Annotated in this window: 27 protein-coding genes; 20 read left to right on the top strand and 7 right to left on the bottom strand. The window is 62.0% G+C overall.

Annotated features, from left to right (window positions below):
* Positions 1-85: 85 nt before the first annotated feature.
* The 5 genes from K2O51_RS31780 to imuA form a co-directional block, all read right to left on the bottom strand.
* Positions 86-1186, bottom strand: a complete 1101-nt coding sequence (locus tag K2O51_RS31780) for an IS5 family transposase (protein WP_220631777.1) — start codon at positions 1184-1186, stop codon at positions 86-88.
* A 258-nt stretch (positions 1187-1444) separates the two neighbouring features.
* Complete coding sequence (locus tag K2O51_RS31775) at positions 1445-2167, bottom strand: hypothetical protein (RefSeq protein WP_220631776.1); 723 nt, start codon at positions 2165-2167, stop codon at positions 1445-1447.
* Between the two features lie 167 nt (positions 2168-2334).
* Complete coding sequence (locus K2O51_RS31770; protein WP_220631775.1) at positions 2335-5487, bottom strand: error-prone DNA polymerase; 3153 nt, start codon at positions 5485-5487, stop codon at positions 2335-2337.
* Between the two features lie 9 nt (positions 5488-5496).
* Complete coding sequence (locus K2O51_RS31765; protein WP_220631774.1) at positions 5497-6957, bottom strand: Y-family DNA polymerase; 1461 nt, start codon at positions 6955-6957, stop codon at positions 5497-5499.
* A complete protein-coding gene (gene imuA, locus K2O51_RS31760) occupies positions 6884-7588 on the bottom strand; it encodes a translesion DNA synthesis-associated protein ImuA (protein ID WP_220631773.1) in 705 nt (234 codons plus the stop codon). Before imuA ends, K2O51_RS31765 begins: the two co-directional genes overlap by 74 nt.
* 1188 nt (positions 7589-8776) lie before the next feature.
* On the opposite strand from imuA, the gene K2O51_RS31755 reads away from it, so the two are divergent.
* Entirely contained in the window at positions 8777-9391 is a 615-nt protein-coding gene (locus K2O51_RS31755) for a DUF6988 family protein (protein WP_220631772.1), read from the top strand.
* Positions 9392-9725: 334 nt separating this feature from the next.
* On the opposite strand, the gene K2O51_RS31750 is transcribed toward K2O51_RS31755, so the two are convergent.
* The gene (locus K2O51_RS31750; protein ID WP_220631771.1) at positions 9726-10610 is read right to left on the bottom strand and encodes a hypothetical protein; all 885 of its coding nucleotides are present in this window, start codon (positions 10608-10610) and stop codon (positions 9726-9728) included.
* Between the two features lie 596 nt (positions 10611-11206).
* Here K2O51_RS31750 and K2O51_RS31745 point away from each other — a divergent pair.
* From K2O51_RS31745 to K2O51_RS31680, 14 genes are all read left to right on the top strand, one after another.
* On the top strand, positions 11207-11536 hold the full coding sequence (locus tag K2O51_RS31745) for a hypothetical protein (RefSeq protein ID WP_220631770.1): 330 nt from the start codon (positions 11207-11209) through the stop codon (positions 11534-11536).
* Between the two features lie 72 nt (positions 11537-11608).
* Complete coding sequence (locus K2O51_RS31740; RefSeq protein WP_220631769.1) at positions 11609-12763, top strand: hypothetical protein; 1155 nt, start codon at positions 11609-11611, stop codon at positions 12761-12763.
* Positions 12764-12782: 19 nt separating this feature from the next.
* Positions 12783-13673 carry a 3'-5' exonuclease gene (locus K2O51_RS31735; protein ID WP_220631768.1) on the top strand — a complete coding sequence of 297 codons (891 nt, stop codon included), beginning with the start codon at positions 12783-12785 and terminating at the stop codon, positions 13671-13673.
* A gap of 44 nt (positions 13674-13717) precedes the next feature.
* Positions 13718-14041 (top strand): hypothetical protein, encoded by a 324-nt coding sequence (locus K2O51_RS31730; RefSeq protein ID WP_220631767.1) that lies wholly within the window; start codon positions 13718-13720, stop codon positions 14039-14041.
* Between the two features lie 27 nt (positions 14042-14068).
* Positions 14069-15214 (top strand): hypothetical protein, encoded by a 1146-nt coding sequence (locus K2O51_RS31725; protein WP_220631766.1) that lies wholly within the window; start codon positions 14069-14071, stop codon positions 15212-15214.
* A 145-nt stretch (positions 15215-15359) separates the two neighbouring features.
* Entirely contained in the window at positions 15360-15797 is a 438-nt protein-coding gene (locus K2O51_RS31720; protein WP_220631765.1) for a tetratricopeptide repeat protein, read from the top strand.
* Between the two features lies 1 nt (position 15798).
* Entirely contained in the window at positions 15799-16575 is a 777-nt protein-coding gene (locus K2O51_RS31715) for a hypothetical protein (protein WP_220631764.1), read from the top strand.
* 5 nt (positions 16576-16580) lie between these two features.
* Positions 16581-17279, top strand: coding sequence for a type IV pilus biogenesis protein PilM (gene pilM / locus K2O51_RS31710; RefSeq protein ID WP_220631763.1), 699 nt, complete (start codon positions 16581-16583; stop codon positions 17277-17279).
* 63 nt (positions 17280-17342) lie between these two features.
* Positions 17343-17741: a hypothetical protein gene (locus K2O51_RS31705; protein ID WP_220631762.1), complete on the top strand. Its 399-nt coding sequence runs from the start codon at positions 17343-17345 to the stop codon at positions 17739-17741.
* An 18-nt stretch (positions 17742-17759) separates the two neighbouring features.
* Positions 17760-18017 carry a hypothetical protein gene (locus K2O51_RS31700; protein WP_220631761.1) on the top strand — a complete coding sequence of 86 codons (258 nt, stop codon included), beginning with the start codon at positions 17760-17762 and terminating at the stop codon, positions 18015-18017.
* A gap of 80 nt (positions 18018-18097) precedes the next feature.
* On the top strand, positions 18098-19405 hold the full coding sequence (locus K2O51_RS31695; protein ID WP_245001977.1) for a DNA cytosine methyltransferase: 1308 nt from the start codon (positions 18098-18100) through the stop codon (positions 19403-19405).
* Between the two features lie 86 nt (positions 19406-19491).
* Positions 19492-20226 carry a methyltransferase gene (locus tag K2O51_RS31690; RefSeq protein WP_220631760.1) on the top strand — a complete coding sequence of 245 codons (735 nt, stop codon included), beginning with the start codon at positions 19492-19494 and terminating at the stop codon, positions 20224-20226.
* A gap of 138 nt (positions 20227-20364) precedes the next feature.
* Positions 20365-21084, top strand: a complete 720-nt coding sequence (locus tag K2O51_RS31685) for an N-acetylmuramoyl-L-alanine amidase family protein (protein ID WP_220631759.1) — start codon at positions 20365-20367, stop codon at positions 21082-21084.
* A 64-nt stretch (positions 21085-21148) separates the two neighbouring features.
* The gene (locus K2O51_RS31680) at positions 21149-21385 is read left to right on the top strand and encodes a hypothetical protein (RefSeq protein ID WP_245001976.1); all 237 of its coding nucleotides are present in this window, start codon (positions 21149-21151) and stop codon (positions 21383-21385) included.
* 280 nt (positions 21386-21665) lie between these two features.
* Here the strand turns inward: K2O51_RS31680 and K2O51_RS31675 are convergent, their stop codons facing one another.
* Positions 21666-22313, bottom strand: a complete 648-nt coding sequence (locus tag K2O51_RS31675) for a DUF6988 family protein (protein ID WP_220631758.1) — start codon at positions 22311-22313, stop codon at positions 21666-21668.
* 126 nt (positions 22314-22439) lie between these two features.
* On the opposite strand from K2O51_RS31675, the gene K2O51_RS31670 reads away from it, so the two are divergent.
* From K2O51_RS31670 to K2O51_RS31650, 5 genes are all read left to right on the top strand, one after another.
* Complete coding sequence (locus K2O51_RS31670) at positions 22440-22943, top strand: endonuclease domain-containing protein (protein WP_220631757.1); 504 nt, start codon at positions 22440-22442, stop codon at positions 22941-22943.
* A gap of 44 nt (positions 22944-22987) precedes the next feature.
* The gene (locus K2O51_RS31665; protein ID WP_220631756.1) at positions 22988-23398 is read left to right on the top strand and encodes a hypothetical protein; all 411 of its coding nucleotides are present in this window, start codon (positions 22988-22990) and stop codon (positions 23396-23398) included.
* Between the two features lie 111 nt (positions 23399-23509).
* The gene (locus K2O51_RS31660) at positions 23510-23971 is read left to right on the top strand and encodes a hypothetical protein (RefSeq protein ID WP_220631755.1); all 462 of its coding nucleotides are present in this window, start codon (positions 23510-23512) and stop codon (positions 23969-23971) included.
* Positions 23968-24801 carry an N-6 DNA methylase gene (locus tag K2O51_RS31655; protein ID WP_220631754.1) on the top strand — a complete coding sequence of 278 codons (834 nt, stop codon included), beginning with the start codon at positions 23968-23970 and terminating at the stop codon, positions 24799-24801. Before K2O51_RS31660 ends, K2O51_RS31655 begins: the two co-directional genes overlap by 4 nt.
* Before the next feature lie 33 nt (positions 24802-24834).
* The gene (locus K2O51_RS31650) at positions 24835-25545 is read left to right on the top strand and encodes a plasmid recombination protein (RefSeq protein WP_220631753.1); all 711 of its coding nucleotides are present in this window, start codon (positions 24835-24837) and stop codon (positions 25543-25545) included.
* The last annotated feature ends 218 nt before the right edge of the window (positions 25546-25763 follow it).

Raw genomic sequence — 25763 nt, 5'->3', positions numbered from 1 at the left:
CTTTGGCACATCGAGGCCATAGGCCCGTGAGGATCCACCTTTCTTTGCTCTCACATTCACGGGTGGGACGCGTTCATTTCATTGATTACTGCAACTGCGGACGGATTTGTCCCAGTGAGCGCATGCGCACAAGGTTGTAGGCGGCCATGCTCAACACAAACATCTGGTCGACCTTCTTCAGACCGCGCACCATTACCTGGCGCATGCGTCCCACGGTCTTCGCCCAGCCAAATCCTTGTTCGATCAGCTTGCGTTTCTGCTGCGAGATGGCATAACCAGTGCTGCAAGCAATGGCATCAGGAACGGCCGAGCGTCGCCCAGAGGTGTTTTGCGCAACGTGGGGCGTCACCTTCATCTCCAGGCAAGCCTCAATGAATTCGTGCGCGTCGTAGCCCTTGTCCGCGCCAACGGTAACTTCCACAGCCGGGTCTTCTCCCACCTGCCGGGCATCGTTGAGCATGACCTTTGCGGCCTCGCGCTCGGCGTATCCGTCCGCTTTGGTCACCATGGCGCTCACCACCAGGCCGTGGCGGTTGTCGCTCAACGTATGACCCATGTAGCGCAATTCGCTGGCTGTCTTGCCCTTGCGGTAAAGCTTGGCATCGGGATCGGTCTTGGACTCGTGCGTCTCATTGCTGCGCTTGCGCCCCTTGAAGTTGCCGCCGTCGTTGTCGTCCTTGTCGCCGCCATCCTTGCGCACGAAGCTCTTGTGGCCCGCCCACGCCTGAATCAGCGTGCCGTCCACGCTGAAGTGCTCGCCCGACAGCCAGTTCTTCTTCTGCGCGATAGCCAGCACCTCGTTGAAGAACTCGATGACCGCATCATGCTTGATCAGCCGTTCGCGGTTCTTGGTGAAGACGGTGGGCACCCAAACTGGGTCGTCCATCGACAGCCCGATGAACCAGCGAAACAGCAGGTTGTATTGCGTCTGCTCCATGAGCTGACGTTCGGAGCGAATGCTGTAGAGCAACTGCAGCAGCATGGCCCGCAGTAACTTCTCAGGCGCGATGCTGGGCCGGCCACCCTTGACGTCCGCCTCGTACATCTGCGCGAACAACCGATCCATCTTCACCAGCGCCTGGTTGGCCATGGCGCGGATCGAGCGCAGCGGGTGGGACTGCGGGACGAAATCATCCAGCCTTCGCATTGTGAACAAGCTCTCCGTGAAGGTGTCTGCGCCGCGCATGAAAGTATGGTTGGATGGGGTCCTCAAATCAACGCTTCAGTCAGTCGTCGCGCTGACGCGTTCGCTCGAGGTATTTCAGCAGCCTGCTAAGGTGATTGGCAGCGGTTGCGGCACGTAGGACGTTTCACCTCCGCATCTCAATCCGCAATTTATCTTTGCGGATCTACCATCCCGGCCAAGCAGACCAGTCAGCACGACCCGCCTGGCGCGCAACTCGTCTCTCAAACATGGCGCGCCGGTCCCGGTCCGATGCCGTCCTCAAGTCAACAGTGCGGGCACGGACGTTACGGCGGTGACGGCCTGCGCTGTGTCCTGAAAGCTGACTACGATTCTTCCTGACATCAATCGGCCTCGCTCTCGCCTGAGGCCGTCCACACGACGGGCGGGCACTGCCCAATTTCGCACAAAGGCGATGGGCGCGTTGCCGAAAAGCGCATTCCACCACCGCCGCCTTTGCAGCATGAAGGCCTGGTGCTCAAGAGGTGTGAGTCTGCGAAGTGCGTCGACGGAGGTAACGGAAACTCCGTCGCCACACATCCCTTGGAGATCCGCGGCGATCTTGCTCCTGCGCCCAGCCTTGTGAAGAAGCGGGGACTCCATGATTACGGTGCGAAACCCGCTTTGCCGTGCCCAGAGAATTGTCTCCGAAACGTTCTTCACGAAGGACTCGGCGGCATGCTGACGGTGGTTGGCCACGAAGGCGCGAGGCAGGTGAAGATGCAATTCAAGCCGACCGCCAAGCGTGAGCCTTAGGCCGTTCTTTGACGCGACGAAGCCCAGGACCAAAAGGCTACTACCGATCAGGGAAGTTTCAAAAATAAGATCCAGATACGGAGACCAGCTCACTTGGGCATATGCCAGGACGAAGAGCACCGGCGTGAAACCAAGAGGGCTTCCGACCAGCCAGTGAAGCTTCGAGCGGATGCGAAACTGCCAAAAATATGCCTTTGCGAGGTAGTGTTCGATACGAGGGGCTTGCATTTGGATTTCGGAAATCGTTGGGTTGGGAATGCGATACTGCCTGACGAACCCGAAAACTCAAAACAGAGCATCTTCCGTTGGCCAACATTTGAAAACTCAACGAACTTGCATAAATTTTCCGCTATGCCAATTTCGGGAAAACCAACGCATTTGCACCAACGGCGGACTCAGCAAAAGTCGCGGCTGGCAGTCTCCAGGCGCCCAAGCAATGCCGTCAGGTCGACTGCGTGCTGTGCGATCAGGTGCTTCACGTCGCCATCGGTCTGCCACTGTCCATAGATCCCGAGGAGGGATGCATTGAGGATCTCCTTGCGGAATCGCTCAAGCACGCTTGGCCAGACGATGACGTTGATCACACCCGTTTCGTCCTCACAGGTAAGGAAGGTCACACCTGCCGCCGTGCCTGGTCGCTGGCGGACAGTCACGATCCCGCAGCCGCGGGCGAGCTGCCGATTCTTGTAGGTACTCAGCACCGCGGCCGTCTCGAAGCGGCGCGCGGCGAGCTGTGGCCGCAGTAGCGCCACGGGATGGCGGTTGAGGGTGAGACCCATTGTGCGATAGTCCGCAACGATCTCCTCCCCCTCGGTCGGCGCGCGCAGGGCTGGGCGCTCTTCGACCAAGTCGGCAGGGCGCAGCAGATCCTTGTCGGGCACCGCCGCTACCGATTCCCAGAGCGCCTGGCGCCGGTCTCCCGAGAGCGTGTGTAGGGCATTGCCGGCGGCGAGGACCTGTAGATCGTGGCGGTCCAGGGCGGCGCGACGCGCGAGATCCTTGAGTGAGTCGAAGGGCCGGGCGGCGCGGGCGATCTCAATGCGTTGGGCGGCCTCCTCTCGCATGCCACGCAGACGCGACAAGCCCAGGCGCACCGCCGCCTGGCCCGCTTCCCGCGGCTCTAGCGTGGAATCCCATTGGCTGATGGTGACGTCGGCCGGCCGGACCTCGACACCGTGCCGCTTGCCGTCTTGCACTAGCTGCGACGGGCTGTAGAAGCCCATGGGTTGGCTGTTGAGCAGTGCACAGAGAAAGGCCGCGGGCTCGTGGCGCTTGAGCCAGGCGCTCGCGTACACCAGGAGCGCGAAGCTGGCGGCGTGGCTCTCCGGGAACCCGTATTCACCAAACCCCTGGATCTGTCGGAAAATGCTTTCGGCGAACTCGAGGTCATATCCGCGCTCGATCATGCCCGAGACGATCCGATCATAGTATTTATCGATACCCCCCTTGCGCCTCCACGCGGCCATAGCTCGCCGCAACTGATCGGCCTCGCCAGCTGAGAAACCGGCCGCGAGCATTGCCACCTGCATGACCTGCTCCTGGAAGATCGGGACACCCAGGGTGCGGGAGAGGGCGGTCTTCATGGCTTCGCTGGGATAGCTCACAGGCTCCAGACCCTGCCGCCGGCGCAAGAACGGATGAACCATGCCCCCCTGCACTGGGCCTGGCCGGACGATAGCCACCTCGATTACCAGGTCGTAGAAGGTGCGCGGGCGCAGCCGCGGCAGCATTGACATCTGCGCGCGTGACTCGATCTGGAACACGCCGATCGTGTCTGCCTTGCAGAGCATCTCGTACGTCGCCGGATCCTCGGCCGGAACGTCCTGAAGTTCGAAGAGCTCGCCGCGCTGCTCGCTGACCAGGTCCAGCGTGCGGCGGATTGCGGAGAGCATGCCGAGCGCCAGGATGTCGACCTTGAGCAGGCCCAAGGCATCCAGGTCATCCTTATCCCACTGGATGATGCTGCGCCCGGCCATGGCGGCGTTCTCGATAGGCACCAGTCGTGACAGTTTGCCCGCAGATAGTACGAAGCCCCCGGGATGCTGAGACAGGTGGCGAGGAAATCCCAGCAGCTGCGTTGCCATGCTCGCCCAACGTTGGGTGAGTTCCCCCTCTGTGTCGAGCCCGCATTCAGCGAACCGCTTGATCAGGTCTGCTCGATCGTCAAACCAGTGGTGCGCCTTAGCCACCTGGTCGACGATGGCCGGATCGACGCCCAGGGCCTTGCCCGACTCCCGCAGCGCGCCGCGCGGGCGGTAGGTGGCCACCGCCGCGGTGAGGGCGGCCCTGTCCCTGCCGTACCGGCGATAGAGGTACTGGATCACCTCCTCACGGCGCTGGTGCTCGAAGTCGACGTCGATATCGGGCGGCTCGTTGCGCTCCTTCGAAATGAACCGCTCGAACAGCAGATTGCCACGCGCCGGATCGACCTCTGTGATCCCCAGGCAGTAACACACTGCCGAGTTTGCCGCCGAGCCCCGACCCTGGCAAAGAATGCCGTTGTTGCGGGCAAACTTGACGATGTCGTAAACCGTCAGGAAATAGTGCTCGTAGTGAAGGTCCGCGATCAACGCGAGCTCGTGCTCTACCTGGGCTTGCACCGATAGGGGAATGCCCTGCGGAAAACGCCGATGCGCGCCGGCGAAGGTCTCCTGGCGCAGATAGTCATCCGGCGAGATGCCAGGCGGGGCGAGCTGGTCCGGGTACTCGTAACGCAGCTCATCGAGCGAAAAGGTCGACAGGTTGGCGATGTGGACGGATTCGGTGAGCGTGCGGTGCGGATAGATGTTGGCCAGGCGCAGGCGCGAACGCAGGTGCTGCTCAGCATTGGCAGTGAGCTCGTATCCGCAGTCCGGTACCGGCTTGCGCAGGCGGATGGCGCTGAGCACATCGTGCATGGGCTTACGTGAGCGCACATGCATGAGCACGTGGCCGGTGGCCACCACCCGCAGATGATGGGCGATCGCGGCACGCAGGACCGCCGCTCTGTGAAGATCGTCCATGGCCCGGTACAGCAGCGTGAGGCTGATCCACGCGCGTCCGGCAAAGGTGGCGGTGACCCAACGGGCCTGTGCGTCGAGGGTTGCCTCCGGCGTGCAGAAATCCGGGGTATAGATGATCGTGCAGTCTGGCAGCCCGCGCAGATGTTCAAACCCTGGGCCGGGCCGCTCCAGATCGCGCTGGGTGAGCCGGTAGGTTCCTTTCTCTGCGCCGCGTGTACGCCCCATGGTGATGAGCTCGCACAGGTTCCCATACCCTTCGCGGTTGCGCGCAATGGCGACAAACGAGAGCGACGGGCTGCCATCCTCATTCACCAGGCGGAAGGACGCCCCGACCAGCAGCTTCAAACCGTGGCGCTTTGCCTCCGTGTGCGCCCGAACGATGCCTGCGAGGCTGCACTCGTCAGTAATGGCCAGCGCGCTGTAGCCGAGTTGCACGGCGCGCTCTACCAGCTCCTCCGCGCGCGAGGCGCCGTCAAGGAACGAGAAGTTCGAGAGGCAGTGGAGTTCGGCATATCCGGGCAGGCCGGCGGTCAGATCTGCATCCATGGCAGCCCCTTAAGCGAACAGCCCGTGCAGGAACCACGCCGACTTACCCTCTGGGCTCGTCATTCGCTCGGCGTAGATCCAGTAGAACGTGTGGTCCCGGCCCTCGGCGACGTAGTAATCGCGCGTCACCAACTCGCCCGCCCACCAGCCCGCCTCGATGCGCTCCGGTGGCGAAACGAGGCGAAGGGGCGAGCCGTAGAAGGGTCGGTGTTCCTTTTCAATCAGCGCGACGGGTTTGTCCAGCAGCCAGGCTGGCCGCGGAAGGTTCGGTGCGTGCGGGGCCGCGCGGGGCTTGCCGACGGCCGGTTCCCAGCCGTTGGCAACTTCAGGCCGGTAGTCCGCCCGCATGGCCGGGCGAAGGATGTTCTCGGCGCCAAGCCGCGCCGCAAGCAGCTCCATTACCCGCGCGTGGTCTTCTGGCGTCCCGCCGGGCTCGGGGAAGAGTTCTTCGCTGGGCGGATCTTTCGGTTGAACATCCGTGACCGACAGGCGCACGGCAATCATCGGGGCTTCCACCTGCACGCGGGCGAGTCGCTCGCGCAGCAGGCGCATCAGGTGATCCTCGCTCCAGCTAGGCTCGGCCAGCGAAATCTCGACAATCGTGGGCAGGACCGCCGCGCGCCCACGCTCGTGCTGCAACTCGACAACTATCTTGGTCACGGCGAGCTGGTGAGCGGCCAGCCAACCCAGCATCTGGACGATCAGGCCGCGGGCATAGAGCAGCGTTGCCTCAGCGTGTTCGATGCGGTCTGGCAGGTCCACGCGCGCGGTAAAGCTGGGCGGGGCCTCCAGCCACTCGAAGATCTCCGGCGCCAAGCCGAGCGCGCGGTCCAGCGCCTCGTTTAGCTCCTTGCCACAGCGGCGCTGCAGACCGGCGCGCGGCAGCCGGCGCAGGTCGCCAAGCGTTCGACACCCCAGGCCGTCGAGCCATTCGAGATATGGACGGGCCGCCGGCAGCGCGGCCGCCGGCAGGCCGGTGACCTGGCGCTCGAGCGAGTGGTGGGATAGGGCGCGGCCGCCGCCAACGCAGGCCAGTAGCCACGCGCCTTGCGCCGTGGGGGCGCAGCCGATCACCGGCGTCATGCCGAGCGCCTGGGCTGTCTCCCGGACGCGGCGGACGAGCTTCCGGATGCCGCCAAAGAGCCGAAGGCTCGCCGATACATCCACGAGCACGCAGGCCTCCTCAGCCTCGACCACGCTGGGTGAGAACTGGAGCAGTGCGATCGCGGCGCGCCGCAGGCCTTCGGCTTCCTTCTCAGGTGCCCGGTCATAGACCAAGGTTTGGGGCGCCATGGTCAGCACGCCTCCGCGGCGCATGCCAGGGCGAACGCCTGCCCGTGCTGCCATTGGCGTCATGGCACACACCTTCTCGCTTTCCAGCACCGCCATCGGCAGCTCAGTGGACCAGCTCGGCCGGAACACTTCGAGTGGTAGCGATGGCAGGCGTAGGCAGATCCACAGGCGCAACATGGCGGTGGAGCAGGCTCGGGGACGGCTCGAGCTTGATGAGCAGTGGCGCGTCCTGTTGAGGACCGCGCCGTTTGAGAAAGGTCACTTCGATGCCGCCGGCAGCCGGGCTGATCGAAAGGCGCAGCGTCGCCGGCGAGGCGTCGCGCGCGCAGGCGGCCGGGCGCATGAGGCAGAAGAGGGCTTCACCGGACTGGGCGGCGAGGTGCAGACGGCGCAGCGAGTCGGGCCGGATGTGTTGCTGCCAGAGCAGCACGGCGCCACAGGTCCCTGCGCGCAGCAGCTGCTCAGTCGCCCAAAGCGTGTCGGCAGTCTTCCGCCCCCGGATCCATAGCAGCTGTTGGGTCGGAACGCCCCAGTTTGCGAGGGCGAGCGTTTGCGGAGTGTGCGGCGGCTGGATCAGCGCAACCGGCCGCGCTGCCGCGGCAAGGAGTGCCGGGCGCAAAAGGCGCAGCTCCCCAACCCCAGGCTGGCGCGCGAGCAGTTCGATCAGCGTGCCCACCGGCCAACCGCCGCCTGGCAGCTCGCTCCCCAGCTCCGGATAACCGGTGGGCAGCGTGCGGCCGGCCGCCCTCGCCATTTGCGAGGCGCGCCAAAGTGCTGGGTGGATGGTCTCCGGGTTTGGGGCGGACATGATCGAGTGAGCTGTATGTCCATACAGTCTACTGTATATTCATACAGTTAAAAACTTCAGGCGAAGAAGTGCTCGAAAAGACGCTTCTGTCTTGTGGACTACCGTACCGATTCGCTGGACTGGAATTTCAGACTTAGCTGGACTGGCGTGCAGCGCAGCGGCCATGTTGGACCGCTGCCGGCCAGTTGCCGACATTGACCGGCACTTCCATGCCGCTGCTCCAGCGTCGGCTCAAGCCAGGCAACGGACATTTGCGCGGATCAGGTCAAATCGCCGTCCGTCCTACTTGGTCCTTTTGGGCTATCAATCCACTTCTGCTATTGTGTCTAGCACGGTCGACACGGAGTGATCCAAGAGGCCCACAGGAGCTAGACCATGAGGCCGACAGCGCGTGCGACACCGAGCGGCTCCTCGCGGCCTTGGTGCTTTCCTAAGCGTGAGTCAACCGAACCCAGGGCCGACCTAGCGCGGGGAATAGCGGAGTTCGGGAATCATGACGACCGAGAAAACCGATAGGGGGAGAGATGAGGAAATCGGCGCTGCCAATGGTCTGTTCGCTGCTGCTGTTGGCGGCATGTGATGGCAGACTGGACAGCATTAAGGGATGCCTCCAAGGGGAGGAAAAGCCGGTGCCACTCCAGCGGGCAATTGAGGTAGTGAAGGCCGCAGGGCTCAATGTTACCGATCCGCTAGACACTCTCATGTCCTCGCAGGGTGGATTGCCGCCAGCCGCGCAACCTGCTGCGCCGGCGCGCCAATTCTCCCTTTTGTGCGTCGCGACAGTTTCGGGGCAAAGAATGACGACGGTACTCTCCGTCGACCTGGACGCGGGGACGGTGAATGGCGCCATTGCCAAGATTTCGCCAAACGAGATTACTTGGCAGACGTCGTATCAATACCAGGGCAGAAACACTGTTTCCGCGCATACCCTCAACCGGCTCAATGGCGATTTTCGGTCCCACACCGAGGGGGTCTTGTACGCGGCGCCGCCGCCGACATACGCGTGCGCCCCAGCGCCTAAGCCAGCGTTTTGATGACAGCATGAAAGCCCGCCTCGAGCGGGTGCCAGCCACGCGTTCGAGCCGCCGTGCGCGTGTGGAGTGAGGGGGATACAGCCAGCGAGGCCGACCGAGGCGCGTAGGCCCCCTGTTCTACCTACCCCCCGAACCTGCAAACAAGGAAACCTCCGTGGCGCAAGGAGACCTTCTTACTACCGAACTTCGCAAGACCGACGCCTGGACGATTGAGCGCCGGAGGCTTATTGCCGGAGCGGTAGTCGGTCCCGACCTGCGAAGCAAGGTTGCGGCGGCCTTTCAGCATCTCGGGCTTGAACATCACGCCGCCATTTCCCGATTGGTGCATCAAGGGGTTCACGGCTCCGCATTCGCACTTCTACGTCCCCAATACGACGCGTTCTTGCGCGGCGCCTGGTACCTTGCCTGCGCGACGGACGCGCACGTCGACGCTGTCTTGGGAGGCGAGGAACCTCCCCGCATCAACGATCTGATCGCAGCCTTGGAGGCCGACGGTGGGTTTGAACCGGACAGCTTGAAGCGATCCAAGGCAGCCGCCTACAGTCAACTTTGCGACTACACGCACGGCGGTGCCGCTCAGATTAAGGCGAGGATCAAGACGAACCAGATCGTGGCAACGTACGAGCGTAACGACCTTGCAGGCTTGATCCATGCTTCCACGGACCTTTCGTATCTGGCCTGCATCGAGTTCGCGAAAATTGCCGGCAATGCCGATCTAGCCGGCAGCCTCACGCAGGCGCATCAGAAAATCTACCAGCGCCACATCTGAGGCAGCGACGCGAACCCGCTGCCCGTTGATATAGAAGCGGAGAGCGCCACCAGGGGAAAAGTCCTGATGGCGCTTCCGGTCGCCGACCGTGCAGACATGAAGTCATTTTGTAAGGCCGTCGACTTGGCCGCCTGAGCAATGCATTGGTCAAGTGAGCGTCGGCCGCGTGACTTGCCCAATCCTCCGACGATGGCCGTTGGTGCCTCGAAGCGGCCGTTTCGCTTTATAGACCCCAATGGCTCATATGGGTTGCGGTCTCGGTCGGATGCCCGTCGCGAAGCCGCCGCCGTCCGCGAGCCACCGTCGTAAGCGCCACCGACATCCTAGCGCTCAGCTACGCCAATAGCCCCGCCGATTGCCCCAGTTTTCGCAATGCCTGATTCGGCAGATGAAACCCGCCGCCTTCCAACGACGAGCACACCAGCCAGGCGAGGTTGTCGAGGGTAATGTCCGACACTCCTGCCGCGACCGCAAACTCGTGCATTGCCACCAGGAGCCTTATCGTCTCGCCCTCGCTGGTGGGCGGGGCGCCATATGGCTTCGAGGCGTCCCACCTGCGAAACGCAAAGATTCCCAGGCAGGCCGCAAACCGGCGGATGTGAAGGTCTGGTTTTAGGGTATCGAATCCGGCGTTCTTGAGAGCTTCCGCGGCGATAGCCACGCGCATGCCGGGCAATTTGTACGGGCCCGGTGTGCCGAGGTCGCGCAGAAGACCAATGACGGAGCTGTGGTGCGCCTTAAGCCTATCGGCAAGAAACGCTTCGAGACTTCCATAGGCCCCAGCATGGTGATGCAACACCTGAAGGCACTGCATTCCCAGGCGAAGCATGCGGCGTGTTCGCTGCCCACACGCGTGATGGCCTTTGAGGCATGCGTACAGGGCGTCGGAGTCTCCGTCGTTCAGGGTCGGCCAATAGGAAGGGTCATAATCACGGAGCAGTGCGCGCACGTCGTCCAATGCTGGCCTCACCCTGCCCCAGGGAGCGCCCGTGCCGGTAAGAATGGCCTGTATAAACGCCTCCCCGAGTCGTGCGTCGTGGAAACGCTTGCCTGCCTGCCTATCCATCAAGGCCCGCTGTTGCCCCAATCCCGCCACCTTGTCCGACCAACTTGGCCCTAGCAGTGACTGCATCGCGGCGATCAGTGCCCGAGGCGGGTTGGATGGAGTGGTCGGGCAGGTCATCGGGGCTTGATCGTCCGTGTCGGGCGCGTAATCCATAGATATTCCCCCGTAGGTGGATTGGTGAGGAAGCGAGGCGGCCGCGTAAGAACGATAGCCGCCGCGTGCACCTGTTTGCCAACCATTCTCTGTGGGTTGCCCAACAAATGACATCGGCTATTGCAGCGCTTGTAGCGCCTTGTAACCCGAGCCTGAATCTCCGAGTTCATTTGCATCTAATTGCGGAGTAGACCAACACCTCGCAGGATGTTATAGAATCCGGGAACCTGTACCTATGGACATCCTATGTCGACCTCCATCCCGGTCATACAACGCTCGAGCCAACTCATAGCGGCTGCCCTTGTGCGCCATGGTCTCACCGAAGAGGCGGTCGAAGGCTGGAATCCGGATCAGGACATGCCGCCTCCGCTTGGTACCGGCGGTATGACATTTGCTGTTCGGGCCTCAATCCGAGCCATCGATGGCGAAACTCCGAGCCATGACTTGCGGGAGGCAAGCGGCCCGGCACTCCTATCAATGCCCGTCGAGGTTGCCTCTGAGTACTTCGCTGCCTGGAAACGCCGTTGGGGCGTTGGCTCTGGCATGGAGGAGGGGCAAGATGCCTCGCCGACCAGCGATCGTCCGCGGGGTTGAACATGGCCATCGATATTTCGGCTTCGCTGCGCGCAGCCGCGGCAGAAACGGATCTGCGTGACCTCTGGACCCAACTCGGTGACCTACTGCGCGGCCTGACTACCGTCGCTGCATCGCAGTTGGATGAAGTCGAGCGTAAGTCCGTAAACAAGCTCGCGCAGATCACGAACAGCTACGGCCTGGTCGTCCTGGAGATGATGGAGCAGAACAACCTGCCTGCCAGGCAACGCACGTTGTCGCAAACCCTCGTGGCCGACTTCACCAAGGTGATCCGCTTTTTTGTCGAGGACACCCGCCAGTCGATGAACTTGCCGCGTCGAAAGCAGGGTTGAGCCAGCCCTCGGCACGACGGACCGAGGGTTGGTTTTTATATTGCGGCGTAGCATACTACGCGTAAATACAAAATGTCTAAGCACGATAACAACACGGCGCCCAGACCAATCGTTGGTGATTCGCCCGTCACGGCTCGCAACTATGCCGCTCAAGCGCAGAAGTCGCTGCGAAGCTACGCCGAGCTGATTGAGCGCAAGGGAATGCGGAACGATGCAGCGATGCTGCAGAACCTCACCAAGCGGGTTGGTGAGGCCGTGCACTTTGCCGTCCCTGACAATGCAGCCATCCTCGAAACAGGTTTTAGGGGGCTGGAAGATGGGCCGCTTCGGCTACCGTACCCTGAGATCACGGTCGAGTATTTCGTTCCCTACAACGCGGATCTTATCGGCGACCGTCTACACGCCCCGAAGCGCCTCATCTATGCCTGCGAAATAACTCCGGGCCGGTTGCCCGCGTGGCTGCCAACGCTCCATCACGAAATGATCGATAGCACGCTGGCCAAGTGGGCCCGCGAGATGCCAGAACTTGGCAGCGGCAGGCACGGCATCCTCGTTTGGGCAGCCTCCCTTGTCCAACCAAGAGAGGATATGGAGCCGATTTGGTGCCCCGAGCCGGCGTTCTGGCTGATGCCTGAGCGGTATCCCGAGTACGACGTGCACTCGGAAGCGGTCCGCAAGGAGGCATACCAGCGCCCCTCTGATCCAACCGTGCCCTTTACGGGCGGGCGCCGGCCAATTGTCGTGGGCGGCATGGTTCCGGCGCTGGTCGAGATGTTCAATACTGCAATGTCGAGGCGGCCCGGCCAAGAAGATCAGGTGCTCGAGGACTTCCAGCGCGATATCTCCCTTGAGGCTGGAGCGATTCTCGAGTTCATCGAAGCATGTTCCTGCAGCAACATCCAGGCCTCGACGCTGACGAAGGGCGTCGCGCCGGACAGCTCCCTGGCTAAGCGCCGTGCGGCCGACGGCAAGGTGCCGATGTTCGAGACGAAGGTGCTGACGCTCGATGTTCCCGGGCGCGCCGTCTCGGGGACGGGTGGCGGCAACGGTGGCGGCGGCCGCGCCAGCCCCCGCATGCACATGCGGCGCGGCCATATCCGCCGCCTGGAGGACGGTCGCCGAATCTGGGTCAACAACGCTGTCATTGGCGTCCAGTCCAACGGACAGATCCATAAGTCATACGCCATCGAGTCACCGCAATCCTCCCACCCGCGCCCGCGGGGGTGATCACGAACTGCCGACGCTCATGAATGCCCTAATTTTCGACACCGAAACTACCGGGAAGACGGATCCGGGCCTTGTTGAGGCCGCGTGGATCCCGATCCCGTCTCCGACCAGTATCGCGCAGCTCGCTGGCGAGCTCGTGGGCACGGAGGGAGCGCGCAACACCGTGGTGCAGCGTTTCAACCCGGGCAAGCTGATGGAATACGGGGCAATGGCCACGCACCACATCACGAACGAGGCGGTCGCGCACTGTCCGCCCGCAGGGACGTTCCGACTGCCGGCGGGTATCTCCCACCTGATTGGCCACAAGATCGACTACGACATCGGCGTCATCGACGCAGCGGTGCCGGGTGAGGGATACGGTCAGATCCGTGGCATCGATACCCTCGTTCTGGCGCAGCGCCTTTGGCCTGAGTGCGACAGCCATACGCAGTCGGCTCTCCTCTATTTCCTTATGCCGGAGGTGGCAACTGCGCTGGCCATGCATGCCCATGACGCCGCCGTGGACGTCGGGATCAACCTGCGGATTCTCAATCGGATCGTCCAGGAGCTGCAACTTCGCGGCGCGCTTCGTCCGCAAGCCGGGTGGACCTTCGACGAACTGTGGGAGATCAGCGAGATCGCCCGAGTGCCTGAGTTCATGCCCTTCGGCAAGCACAAGGGCCTGCCCATCGCGGACGTGCCTCCCAGTTACTGGGACTGGTACCTCGCACAGGCCGACGTCGATCCGTACCTGGTGCGCGCCTACCGAGAAGGTGGCCAGCCGTGGCCGTGGCCTCGCCCGGCTACCGGTCAGTCCGCCCCGCAGGCCTCGAACCCGACACCGAAGCCCGAGCCGTTGGCCATTCCGCAGCCGGTTCAGCAGCCCAGCACAACCCCTCGGTTTAGCTTTGCGGCTAGGCCGCGCCCCTGAGGCGATCCGACCAAGAACAAACCCCTTTCGTGAAGGAGAGAAGCATGAGTACGACGAACGAGCATGTAACGACAATGGTGTTTGCTGAATTCCGACGCGATGACCAGGTTGCCGTCATGATCCCGGCGCGCGAGGGCCGCGGTGAGCCGACCGTGGTCGCAATTTCCGACAACACGATCACTTGGAAGTGTGCAGACGGAGCGCTCGAACGCCTGGGCACCCCGGCGGCGCCCGTGGGCAAGGACGTGATCGAAGCCGTTTCCAGCGCGGAAGGCCTTTTGGTGATGCTGGGAGACGTCAACACGGATGAGCTTGTTGGCGACTTCGTCCTCAAGAGCGAACCGGTGGCATCCGCCGCGGCCCGATAAGGCCTCATTCAAGACCGAGAGCGAACCATGAGCACAGCAGATCTGACCAGCTCGCCTGGTATCGAGGTCCCGCCGCAGCTTGCGAAACTGAGCCCGAGGGGACAGGAGTTCATCGCACGATTCTCCAGCACGGTGGGCGCGAAACCGGGCATGGGTGGGTTGACGCGCCCCAGCCAGATTACCGTGCATGGGCCCAGCGGCCACGAGAAGGACCGGTTTACCGGTTGGCTAAAGCGGGCGGTCCCAGTGCTGGCTATCTCAGGCGCAATGTTGGCATTGGGCGGGATGTACGCACTGACCTACGGCTCGAAGACCGCAGCTCCGGGAACAAGCACGATCGAAATCACAAGCGAGAGACTCCAGGAGCGGATGCCGGGCACCATGGAGATGATGCGGGCTGCGGCGAAGCTCGTCCGGGCGAATCCCGAGCCGTATAAGGTGCTCATTCGCTCTCATTCCTCGCTCGATAATCTCGCGCCAACTGAAGTGCTGGCCGGATTTGCTCAGTCCGTCAATTCCGGCAATGGGCCGATGCGCTCGCTCGCGGAGGTCGATAGAGCCGTGCACGAGATCGTGGCCGACGCCTGGAGGGAAGATTCCTCGCCGATTCTGGGGCTGGCGGCTTACATGCGGGATCCGGATCACTGGAAGGCCGGCGTGGCGCAGCTACGCACCGAGGGCCCGCAAGCCGTCGAAGACGCAGCGCGTGAACTGAACTACGGTTGGGCCTACTCTCGCTCCGTCCATAAATTGCTGCTCTCGGACATGCGCGCTCCGACAACGGACCGCAATGTGCACGCCCGCAAGGTCGGTGCCAACTTCGTGGACATCGCGCGCTCGGCGATTGGCCTGGCGCAGTCCGTGGCTGGTGCGACCGGCAACCGGAACACCAACGCGACCGCCCGGGATGTTGGCGGGCTGGCGCGCGACGGGATCTCGATGCTCCAGCAAGGCCAGTCCGTTGGCTCGGCATCGGGTACGCGACAGGTCGACCAGGTTGCTCGAATGGTCGACTCCGCCGGTCGCTTCGTTCAGAACAGCGAGCGCGCGCAAAGTGACTACCAGAAGCGATACGGCGGCAGCACGCTTGACCGAGCCACGCAGGAGCTCCGGCAGAACGGATACGGCCACGGGGATGGCAACGTGCAGTATCGGGAGCGCGAGGGTGGTTAAGTCAGTGTTTCGGGGGCAAGGCCGGCCGGGCAGGTCCTGGCCGGCCATTCTCGGCGGGATTGTCCTCGCGGTCGCATGCACTGGGGTTGGCGCTCAGAACGTCAACGAACCGGCATCCAGCATCTTCGCGGCGGCGAACAACGCCGTGAAGCAGGGGGACTACAACACCGCATACCGACAGTACCTGCGGCTCGCCACGAATGGCTATCCGGAGGCCCAGTTCAATCTCGGGCTCATGTACCAGCGGGGAGTCGGGGTGAACCTCGACCCGGCCGAAGCCGGCTACTGGTACCAGAAAGCGGCGGCCAATGGGATTACCGAGGCCATGCTCAACCTTGGCACCCTGTATGACGTGGGCGGTGCCCTGGGTCCGGACCTGAACACGGCTGCGCAGTGGTACAGCAAGGCCTCGGCGGCGGGTAACGGGCAGGCGATGTGCAACCTGGGCCTGCTCTACACCCGAAACAACAACCTGCAACAGGCCAAGTACTGGTACGACCAGGCGACCCAGGCGGGGTATGGGCCGCCGGCATCATTCCTTCAGGCGCTGCAGCAGCTCCAAAGCCAGTCATCCAACAATTAGCGTGGCATCGATCGTCTCGCGCGCGAAGCGCGCACTCCTGCCGTGGATTGCCGCCGGCGTCACGGTTCTCGCACCGGCGACTGGACATGCCGCGCCATCTCAGACATTCCTGAGGGATCTGGGCCAGGTGGTCGGCCAGATGCTGGCCAGCTACAGCCGCGAGGCAGGCGCTCCGCTGCAGGTTTTGACTTTCGACACTGGCGATGCCACGGTCCGCGGCTTTCTCCGGGCGACGAGCAACCACAGCGCGGATGAACTCCTTGCGATGCAGGCTTACGACCAGATGAAGGTCGCGCGGGCCGTCGGCGGGGTCAGTGAGAGCATCGAGCTGCCAACCTGCGTGATTTTCTACGACTCCAGCCGCAGCGACCTACTGGACGGGTATGTGCGCTCGGGGGCGTTCGATTATGTGGAGGCTCTCCACTATCTGGCCGCCCATGAGTTTGGCCACTGCATGGAGTGGCATCAAAGTCGGCGCGGGGCGGGGTCGACGTTCCGGGACGTCCGGGCTTCTGAGCGGCTGGCTGACCTGGTCGCACTCACCTATTTCGCGACAAACGGAAACTGGAGCGGCGCGACTCGGATCCTCGACCTCAACGCGAAGGTAAGCAGCGCCAAGCCGGGCGACCCTCACAGCAACGTGAGTGAGTTGCGCGCTGCGCTGGAGCAGCTCCAGGCGACCCCTAAGCGCCGCGGCGCCATGCCGAGCACGATGTTCGGTGTGTACCAAGTGGCCGCCGACCTGCAGCGGCGGATCTCCTCCAATCTCAAGGATTAAACGTCATGCCTATCGGGTTTGCCATTGCCCTGGCGCTGTTCATCTGGTTCGGCTATCTCGTTTCGACCAACGCGTCAGATCGTTCCGATCAGACCGCAGAGTCGGACGTGGGCAGCGTGGTCACCAACATGCAGAACTATCGATCTGCTCTCGTGAATTACGTGCTTACCCAATCCGGGGGGAACCTGGTGAACTACGCAAACTTCCGGGCCTTCTCGGGACCCGTGCAGCAGTTCATGCCAGACGCGACCGCACAGTCCTCCTGGTTCACGCGACGTTCCGATGTACAAGGCTACCTGCGCAACGGCGAAGTCTTTCTCTACTACACCCCAAGCGGGGTGAATTCCGAACTAATCCCGGGCGTGCGAGCCGCACTGCAGACAGCTATGAGCTCTCGCGGGACGGTTGGTATTGCTCAGGGCCAGCAGCTCATTGTCACCTCGAGTGGCGCCAGTGCGGCCGTAACGCTTCCGGCCGCGATACCGAGTGGGGCGTCGGTTGTCTATATCAACGCATCCACCAGCCTGCCACGGTTTATCCGAACGCAGACTTGCCAGCAGCGATATGGCAATTCGCCGACAGGCGTCTGGAAAAACGGCCCGGTGGTGCAGGAGCAGTTCCAGTATGAGGACGGCACCTCAACGAATTGGCAGGACGCGCCGGCCGGCATCGGCCCAACCTACGCCGCGTGCGTACCAGCCTGAGTGATCGAGGCGAACGTGGGCCGCCTCGTCGCTCGATCAATGGCCCACAACCAAAGGTAGAAGATGAAGAAGATTGCAGTGTCCCTGATGGCCCTGGCACTCACCAGCACGCTCCTCGCCGGCTGCGCGAGCGTTGGCAATGAGAAGCTTCGCGCTGAGACTGAAGCATCGGTCAGCAAGAAGATTGTGGAAGGGAAGACGACCAAAGCCGAAGTCCGCGCCATGTTCGGATCGCCAGCTAAGACTACCTTCACCGACGGCGGCTACGAAGTCTGGAACTACGAGTTCAGCAATGTTTCGGCAGACGCGATTAGCTTCGTGCCTGTCGTCAATCTGTTCGGCGCGAGTGCGAGCGGCAAGAAGAAGGAACTGGTTGTCATGTACGAGAGGTCCGATGTTGTCCGACGCTTCTCCATGAGCGAGTCCGACGTCACGCAGAAGACTGGCCTGTTCAACAACTAACGAAGAGGCGGCTTTCCGATGGCTTACACCGTTGAATTGCGGGATGAGAATAACAACTGCGCCGTCCTCCAGGCCGAGGATTGGTCGAGCGTCGACTTTTTGGGCCAGATGGTCGCCGCTGCAGCAGCGACCGAAGACTACCGCCAATTCCAGCGTCACGGCTCGCTCACTGTCCTCGACGACACAGGCGCCGAAGTGGCGCACACCGACCGGAGCACTGCTTGGTCGTTGCCAGAGGATCCGCAACTGAAGCGTGACCAGAACAGGCCTCGATAGGCGCTCGCCGCGTTAGTTTGCGTCGTTACCCCTCCGATTTTGCATGATGTTCAGCATCGGATAATAAGTCGGAGGAGTCAATGGCAGAAGCCCAAGAAGTGCACCGTGCAGCGGACCAGAGCAGTTGGCCGCTGCACGCTCTTGCTGTCAGTCACACCAGTCAGCAACTCGACCTGCCGCTCGAGGAAACAAGTGGCGAGACCGTCGACGCGCAGACGCGAGAACTGCTCTTGCGGGTCCGCCGGACACCAACGGATGCGCTACCTAACGCGACCGCGCCAGAGCATGTCATCGGCGTCGATGATCGCGAACTCGCTCAGATCGTTAGTGAGTTCAACGCCTCCATGGCTCGCATGATTCGGGGCGACCACCCCGTATCCAACGTGTTCCAAGCGCCCCGCAAACGCGAAGTGGTGCGACTTACCAAGAAGGCAGGTGTCAAAGAGCGCAACGGTGGTGGCAAGAAGATCTATCACCGCGAAGCAGGCTGGATGACTCTCGAAGAGGCCAAGGCCAATATCGCCGAGTGGAAGCGCCGCGCGCGCGCTCAGAAGGCGGATCCGACGATTCGGAACGCCAATAGCCAGAAAGTAGTCCTGTCGCTGTTTGACCTAACTGGCGCCTGGGCGCGGCCTTGGGAGGAGGCAGGTTATCAGGTTTATCGGTTTGACATTCAAGACGATCCGGAAGTTGGTGACGTCAACGGGTTCTCGACATCGTTCTTCATTGACTGGTTCGCCGACTTCGAGGGCATGGACATCTATGCCGTGCTTGCCGCCTGCCCATGCACGGATTTCTCGGTTAGCGGGAACCAATGGTGGGGGGCCAAGGACGCCGACGGCCGCACCGTGTCCAGCGTCAATCTGGTGCATCAAACCCTACGGCTGATCGAATACATCAAACCTGCCGTTTGGGCGATCGAGAACCCTGTCGGCCGTATTGAGGCGCTTGGAGGCCTGCCGCCGTGGCGATTGGCTTTCGACCCTTACCAGCTCGGTGACCCTTATACGAAGAAAACCCTCATCTGGGGCCGCTTTAATGCAGATCTCCCGATTGCACCGGTCTTCCCCGCTGAAGGTTCGAAGATGCACAAGCAGTACGGTGGCAAGAGCCAAGCCACGAAGAACGCTCGCAGTGAGACCCCGGAAGGGTTCTCTTACGGGTTTTTTGTGGCAAACAACGCCCACGATCACCCAGTCATGGCGCTCGCCAACAAGTTTGATCGACTGGATCGCGCCTTGATCGAGCAGGCTATCGAGCTCGGGATTCCGCACGAGCGGATTGAGAGCAGCGTCGAGGATCCTTACTACATGGACCTAGATGACGAGGCCGCCAACGCCGCGATTGCCGAACTGATCGGCGAGTCGCAGGCAGCCTGCTGCGAGTGAAGATGGGCGGAGGATCGGATTGAGCTTGCGGGGTACCCCCTCTGTTTTTGCAAGATGTTCCGCATCGACAAACACAGAGGATTACGATGAAGATCGCAACGGACGTTATGGGAGTGCTGGACCGGGCAGTGGTGGAAGGCAATTCGCTCAGGCTCACAGAGCAACTGGACCCGGCCCTGTACAAGCGCGTGAACAAGGTTCTCGACGCGGCTGGCGGTAAGTGGAATCGTAAGGCGCAGGCGCACCTGTTTGAGAGGGACGTCGCCACCACGATCGATCAGATCATTCTAACGGGCGAAATTCTCATTCCTCAGGACTTCGGGTTTTTCCCCACTCCGCCGGCGGTCGTCGGCCGACTGCTCGAGCTTGCGCAGCTCGCACCGGGGATGACGATGCTGGAGCCTGAGGCGGGGACCGGCAACATCGGCCGCCCGGCCGCCGAGATCTGCACCGTGGACTGCGTCGAGCTCCTCGAGGCGAACGTGAAGGTGCTGCGCGAAGCCGGCTTTGCCCGCTCGGTCGTCCACGGCGACTTTCTCAAGCAGGCTCCCGCTCGTGTGTATGACCGGGTGGTCATGAATCCTCCGTTCGAGAAGCAGGCAGACATCGTTCACGTGAACCACGCACTGAACTTCGTGGTTCCCGGTGGGCGATTGACAGCGGTCATGGGCGCCGGGGTGTCCTTCCGCTCAAACAAGCTCACCGAATCCTTCCGCGACCTGGTGAATGCCCGCGGCGGCCGTCTTGAGGCCCTCGGCATGGGCGCATTCAAGGCCTCCGGGACAATGGTCAACACCTTGATTGCAACGATCCCGGGCTGAGGCGTCGCCGCCTAAGTAGCCGTCCATTGCGGCGTCGCGGCAGCCCTCGAGCTGCCTTCTGGGAGCGTGTACCATTCCACCGACACTGAGAGGGAGGCGCGCTACGGGCCGTCCAGCATCGGTAGATAGGAAACACTAATGCATGTTCTAGGAATGACTTTGGCCAAGCGGCGATTGCTACGCGCTTGCGTTGCTGCGGCAGTTACGGGCGCAGCTCAGGCCGCGCAAGCCGCAGTTGTTGCCGTGGACGTCGGCCATTCGTTGGCAAGATCTGGCTCCACCAGCGCCAGCGGCAAGCCGGAGTTCCAATACAACCAGGCGCTTGCCCGCGACGTCATTGCCGGGCTGGCCGCCGCCGGCCTTCAAACCCGCGCGATCGGCATGGATGGCGAAATGGATGTGCTAACGGCGCGGACCGAAGCAGCGCGGGGCGCTGACCTGTTCCTCTCGATTCATCACGATTCCGTCCAGCCGCAATACTTGCCTGTCGCTGACAGGTTCGCCGGTTACGGCGTGTTCGCTTCACGCAAAAATCCAGATCCGAAGAAGAGTCTCGCATGCTCCGTGGCAGTTGCTGATCGCTTGCAGGCAATTGGAAGGGCGCCTTCGCTACACCACGCGGAGCCGATCAAGGGTGAGAATCGCCCCCTTGCTGATGCTCAACGCGGGGTCTACTGGTTCGATGATCTGGTAGTGCTCAAGACCGCCAAGCAGCCGGCGCTGCTTGTGGAGGCCGCCATCACCGTGAATCCGGCGGAAGATAATATGATTTCCGATAGTAGGAACCGAAAGTTGATTGCGTCGGCGATCGTGGCCGGAGTCGCAGATTGTCTGCGCGGCGGTGCCGGCCGTTCCTAGCTGCCACAAGCAAGTGCACGCAGTCGCCAGAAGCCTGTGTGCCGATAGGATTGGAGCTTACAAGATGGGCAATCACGGCCAGGACTGCGACCTGGATCTGAAGGCGCTGGTTGGTGTAGCCGACGGCGCATTGCTGTTGGCCGGATTGCAAGCGCTGTGGCGGGAGCGCGTGGCCGCTCGCAATGCTGCAGTGTCGGTTGCGAGTATGCGGGGAACTGATCAACCCGCAGAAGAGATCTTTGGCATCGAGGAGGTCGCCTCGCTGCTACGCAGGGCTGGTGCCGGACCGTCCTCAATCTGAATGGCTATGAAATTTACGGGAAAGATTCTGCTCGCTGCCTGGACAGGTGCACTTTGCGGCCTGCTATTTGGCGCGGCAGCGTCGGTCGATCGCGCGACACCGCAACATGTGGTCGAGCAAACCTTCCGATGAATGGGAACTTACCCCAAAGATCTGTACTTCGGCCTGGCTCGTGAACTTTGCCAATCGGATACCTGGCCGTTCAATCTGAATGCCGCGGAGCGGCCGGCGCAATGAGTGTCCCAGCATGCCACCATGTCCTTCGTGCCACAAACGCGGGCTAAATCCCGGTCGTCGGATGGAGGACCGACGGGCAACAGTCCAGGAATTGGCGCTGAAGGAGTCGCACGGCGTTGATCCGACTCATTTCGCCCGACGAGACTACGGCGACCATGCCGTTCCCGATAGCAAGGCCATTTGACATCCGTAGAATTCCCGCGGCTAGCTGCTCGGGGAACTTACCCGCGGCAGCTGTCAGAGGGTGGATTCCGGCATGGACATACGAATTGAGGACCGCCCAGTTGGGGCCCTTGAACGACAGAAGCATCTGGTGCGCTGAGTGAGCCCCAGGCGAATCACTCCGTCCAAGCTGCTCGACCATCTTTGATAGGGTGGGAATCCTTGCAGCCGCTTCGGATGTTTCTTCGGACAGAGGCGCGGAGATGAGCTCCAGATCGCGATCAGAAGCGGTATAGCCAACCCAGGCTGCACGCGCGAACGCCTCGTACTGGAGGCGTAACAGCGCAATTGCCGGCACCAGCAAGTCACGAGACATCGAAAGCTGCAGGGCGCTGGCGTGGTCCCATGCGACTGCACACGCGCGCTGGGCGACTGACCACCTGAGGTCGTACGGCCTGGCGCCGTTCATGGCCTCGGCGAGCGCCTCCTGTAATTCCATCGACCGCTCCAGCAACCTGTCCAGTTCCATCAGTTCTCCCGCGCCCTCGAGTTCTGGGCCAGATCATACAGCGAAGCCTTGCGCCGTACCCCCTATGGATCTGTAGTCTGACCAAATCGAAATGCCAGCTGCGCGAGGCGCAGAACTGTAGGGCACATGCGGATCACACTGAAAGAGCTGCGAAAGCTCTCGCCACAAGCTGCGGATCGCGTTGAACGCGATATCGCGAAGAGGTCTGGCGACCGGGAGCGACGGATTGCTGCGTCGACCCAACGCGGACAAAGCACCGGTGCTGCCGGCAGTTTCCTCGAAGCCGCGTTTGAGCAGCAGCTGCGCGCGACGTTTGGCCTGGATCCGCATCCCGCGCTCCGGTGGCGCACGGAGTTTAGGTTCGCGGTTCCGCGCTTGTACCGATTCGACTTTGCTTGGCCATACCTTCTGATCGCCGCGGAACTCGAGGGCGGAATCTGGAATGGCGGACGCCACACCCAGGCACGCGGGTTCATCGAAGATGCGCGCAAGTACAACCTGGCGGCCGAGATGGGTTGGACGGTGCTGCGGTACCCGGGCACGCTCGTGAACTCCGGCGAGGCGCTTGCCCAGACTGAGCAAATGCTGCGGACCGCGCTACGAAAACAGCAAGACGACCCCAAACCCTGACGGGCCAACGTCGCACTCGACATTTCATACACACATTATTTGCTATGACCACGAACCACCTTCACGCACCGATCTTCAACAACCCGGCCACCCAGCTGATTGAGAGCATGCTGATGTGTAAGCGGGTTTGGACCGAAAACGGCTATGCGCTGTCGATGATCTGGATCAAGGCATTCCAGGGCATGCCCAATGCAACCAGCCCGGTCGATGCACTGCTCGCCCACGCCAAGACCGAGGCAGCTCTCAATGCAATGGCACTCGCCGGAAATTTCACTGAGCGAGAGGTCCAGGTGCTGAGCTTCCAGGGCGATGAGGCACTGATGACGACTCTTCAGCGATTCGGCGATGCCTCGAACGGAACCACCGCGACGATAGTCAGCGTCGAAGTGGACGTGAGCACGACCAACCAGCATTTCGCGTCGATGCGGGGCGGCGCCAGCGCTACGGTTCATTGAGCGTCGAGCTCCACCGGTCGGCCAGATCGCCCTTGCGTGCGTCATTTGCGTGGGTAGGTCTGCAACCTGTAGTTTCGTTGCATCGAATCAAGCTGAAGTATGGAGGATGAAATGCAGGCTGCCACGAAAGATCCGCTGATCGCATCCACGAGCTACCGCGTCAGCCCCGCACTCGATCGCCGGCCAGCCGGGCGCGACGGTCAGGGCTGGAATCGCCTCGCGATCATCCCGATGGAGCCGCTCGACCGCTGCCTTCTTCGGCCGAAGTATCGCCAGGCGGCTCTGGACACGCTCCGGGGGATGGGTCACTTTGGGGTCGCCACGGCTTACGACGCCTGTACGTCGGCGGGCCCCTGTAACGGCTGCAATCTCGCCCAGCACCCACGGGAGCCATGGCAGGACTCCTGGGAGGTCGAGGAGAAGGTACAAGGCCCATTGTTCATCCATCACATCGGGACGCAAGGATCTCCGGTCCACAGCCTTGCGAGCTGGAGTGCCTTTATGCGCGATATTGACGCGCCAACGTTGCGCCGGCACATCGACGGCGGGCGAACCACCTGGAGGGCTGCATGAAACAGCGCCAACTACGAGCTGTCAATCGGGGCAGCGCTGCGTCCGAGAAGCTGGAGATTGTCCGGCTGCTGCGCACAGCCGCCTACCGTCGTCGTATGGACGAGGTCTGGTCTGACTTCGTCGCGCTGGCGGCCATCACATTCGCCCAGCTCGACCGCCGCTCCTATGCCGAGAGGGAGGTCGAGTATCTGCGGATCGTGAGGCGCTACACCCGTGATGAGTTCGAGGCGCTGGTGCAGGCATTCATTCGACTGCCACTCGCGTTCGAAGCCAACGTCGGGCCGGGCGGAGTGCCGATCCACTTTGCGGACATTCTCGGTGAGTTGTTCATGGCGCTGGACCTGGGGAATAGCGCCATGGGACAGTTCTTTACGCCCAATGAGGTGAGCCGGTTGGTGGCAGCAATGACGATTGATCGTGAGTCGATCGCGGGGCATATTGCTCGGAACGGGTTCGTTTCCGTGCACGAGCCGGCGATGGGTGGCGGCGCAATGCTGATCCAGTTTGCGGCGATCATGGCGGAAGTCGGCTTTAACTACCAGAAGCAGATGGTGGCCGTCGGGGTGGACCTGAGCCTGACTGCGGTCCATATGTGCTACATCCAGATGGCCCTCCTGCATATCCCGGCAGTTCTGATCTGCGGGAACAGTCTGACGTTGGAAACCCGCTCAGTCTGGTACACACCAGCTTACATCATCGGCGGGTGGGCATCCCGGTTTCCTGTGTCGCCGCACGAGCCGATGCGCGAGGTGGCACAGCGGGCCAGACCGAGACATGAAATCGAGCAGGAAGCATTGGCTTTGGTTGCCGATCAATATTTCGCCGTATAATGCCGAATCGAAATAAAAGGCAACGATTCGCGGATGGGACTGAAGACCGCCGCGGTGGCCACGCCGTGGCCGCCGACCACGACCTTTACTGTACTGCGCATTACGAAGCTCAAGACGTGGGACGCGCTGACGATCGCCGGGCAAGAGCCGGGCAAGCTTCTCGCCGGCCACGCTGGCAGCGGAACGATCGTTGCCGCAGTCCGCGCCTTAATCGGGCAGCAAACCATCAGAACTAACGCTGTGCTTGCCGTTCAGGTGCTGATGTCGATCGAACATGGGACGTCAGCAGTAGGCTGCGCTTGGAGTGGCGACAGTTTGCAGGCCTGGTCCGATTCGAGCATGAGTTGGCTGCTGGGAAAGTATGGCAATAGGGTGGTCACGGCCAGCCTGAGTTCCGAGGGGCCTGTTCCGGCCATCGTCTCCATCCTGGTACCCCTTGATGAAAACGGCAAACTCAACGCTAGGGCACTCTTTGGCGGAGCGCGGCTTCGGTTGGCCCAGCTGCAGAGCGAGTATGCAGCGAGTGTAGAGGAGCTTGGAATCAAGCGGGGAGGGCAGGCCGCTCGCGTCTCGGCTGAGGTCGCTACGCTCAGGGAGCAGCTTCAAACAGCATTGCAGGAGAAGGCTGCACTCGTGAATCAGTTGAACCAGGCTGAAGGCAGAAAGGGAAATTCCCCTTTGCCACGAGAAGAAGAGTTCCGGGCCGAGCTCGAGCGCAGAGGCCAGGTGCGTCTTGTACCTTAAGCGGTGCACGGAGAGAGATACGCAATTAACCGCCAGAATTCTGACAAAACCAAGATTAATGCCTCCATGACCGGGAGTCTGGAAAGAAAACGTGCTTATAACAGCATTTTTCGGTGCCACTGGCATGAGGACTTTCGGCGAGAGTCCTCATGCGAGAGCGCCAATGCGCAACGCGTGAGCTTCTGGGGCCAATAAAAACTGCAGTGAATCCCACTTTC

The sequence above is a fragment of the Cupriavidus pinatubonensis genome (genome assembly GCF_019602855.1).
GTDB lineage: Bacteria > Pseudomonadota > Gammaproteobacteria > Burkholderiales > Burkholderiaceae > Cupriavidus > Cupriavidus pinatubonensis.
This window is presented reverse-complemented; position numbering and strand designations above follow the sequence as displayed.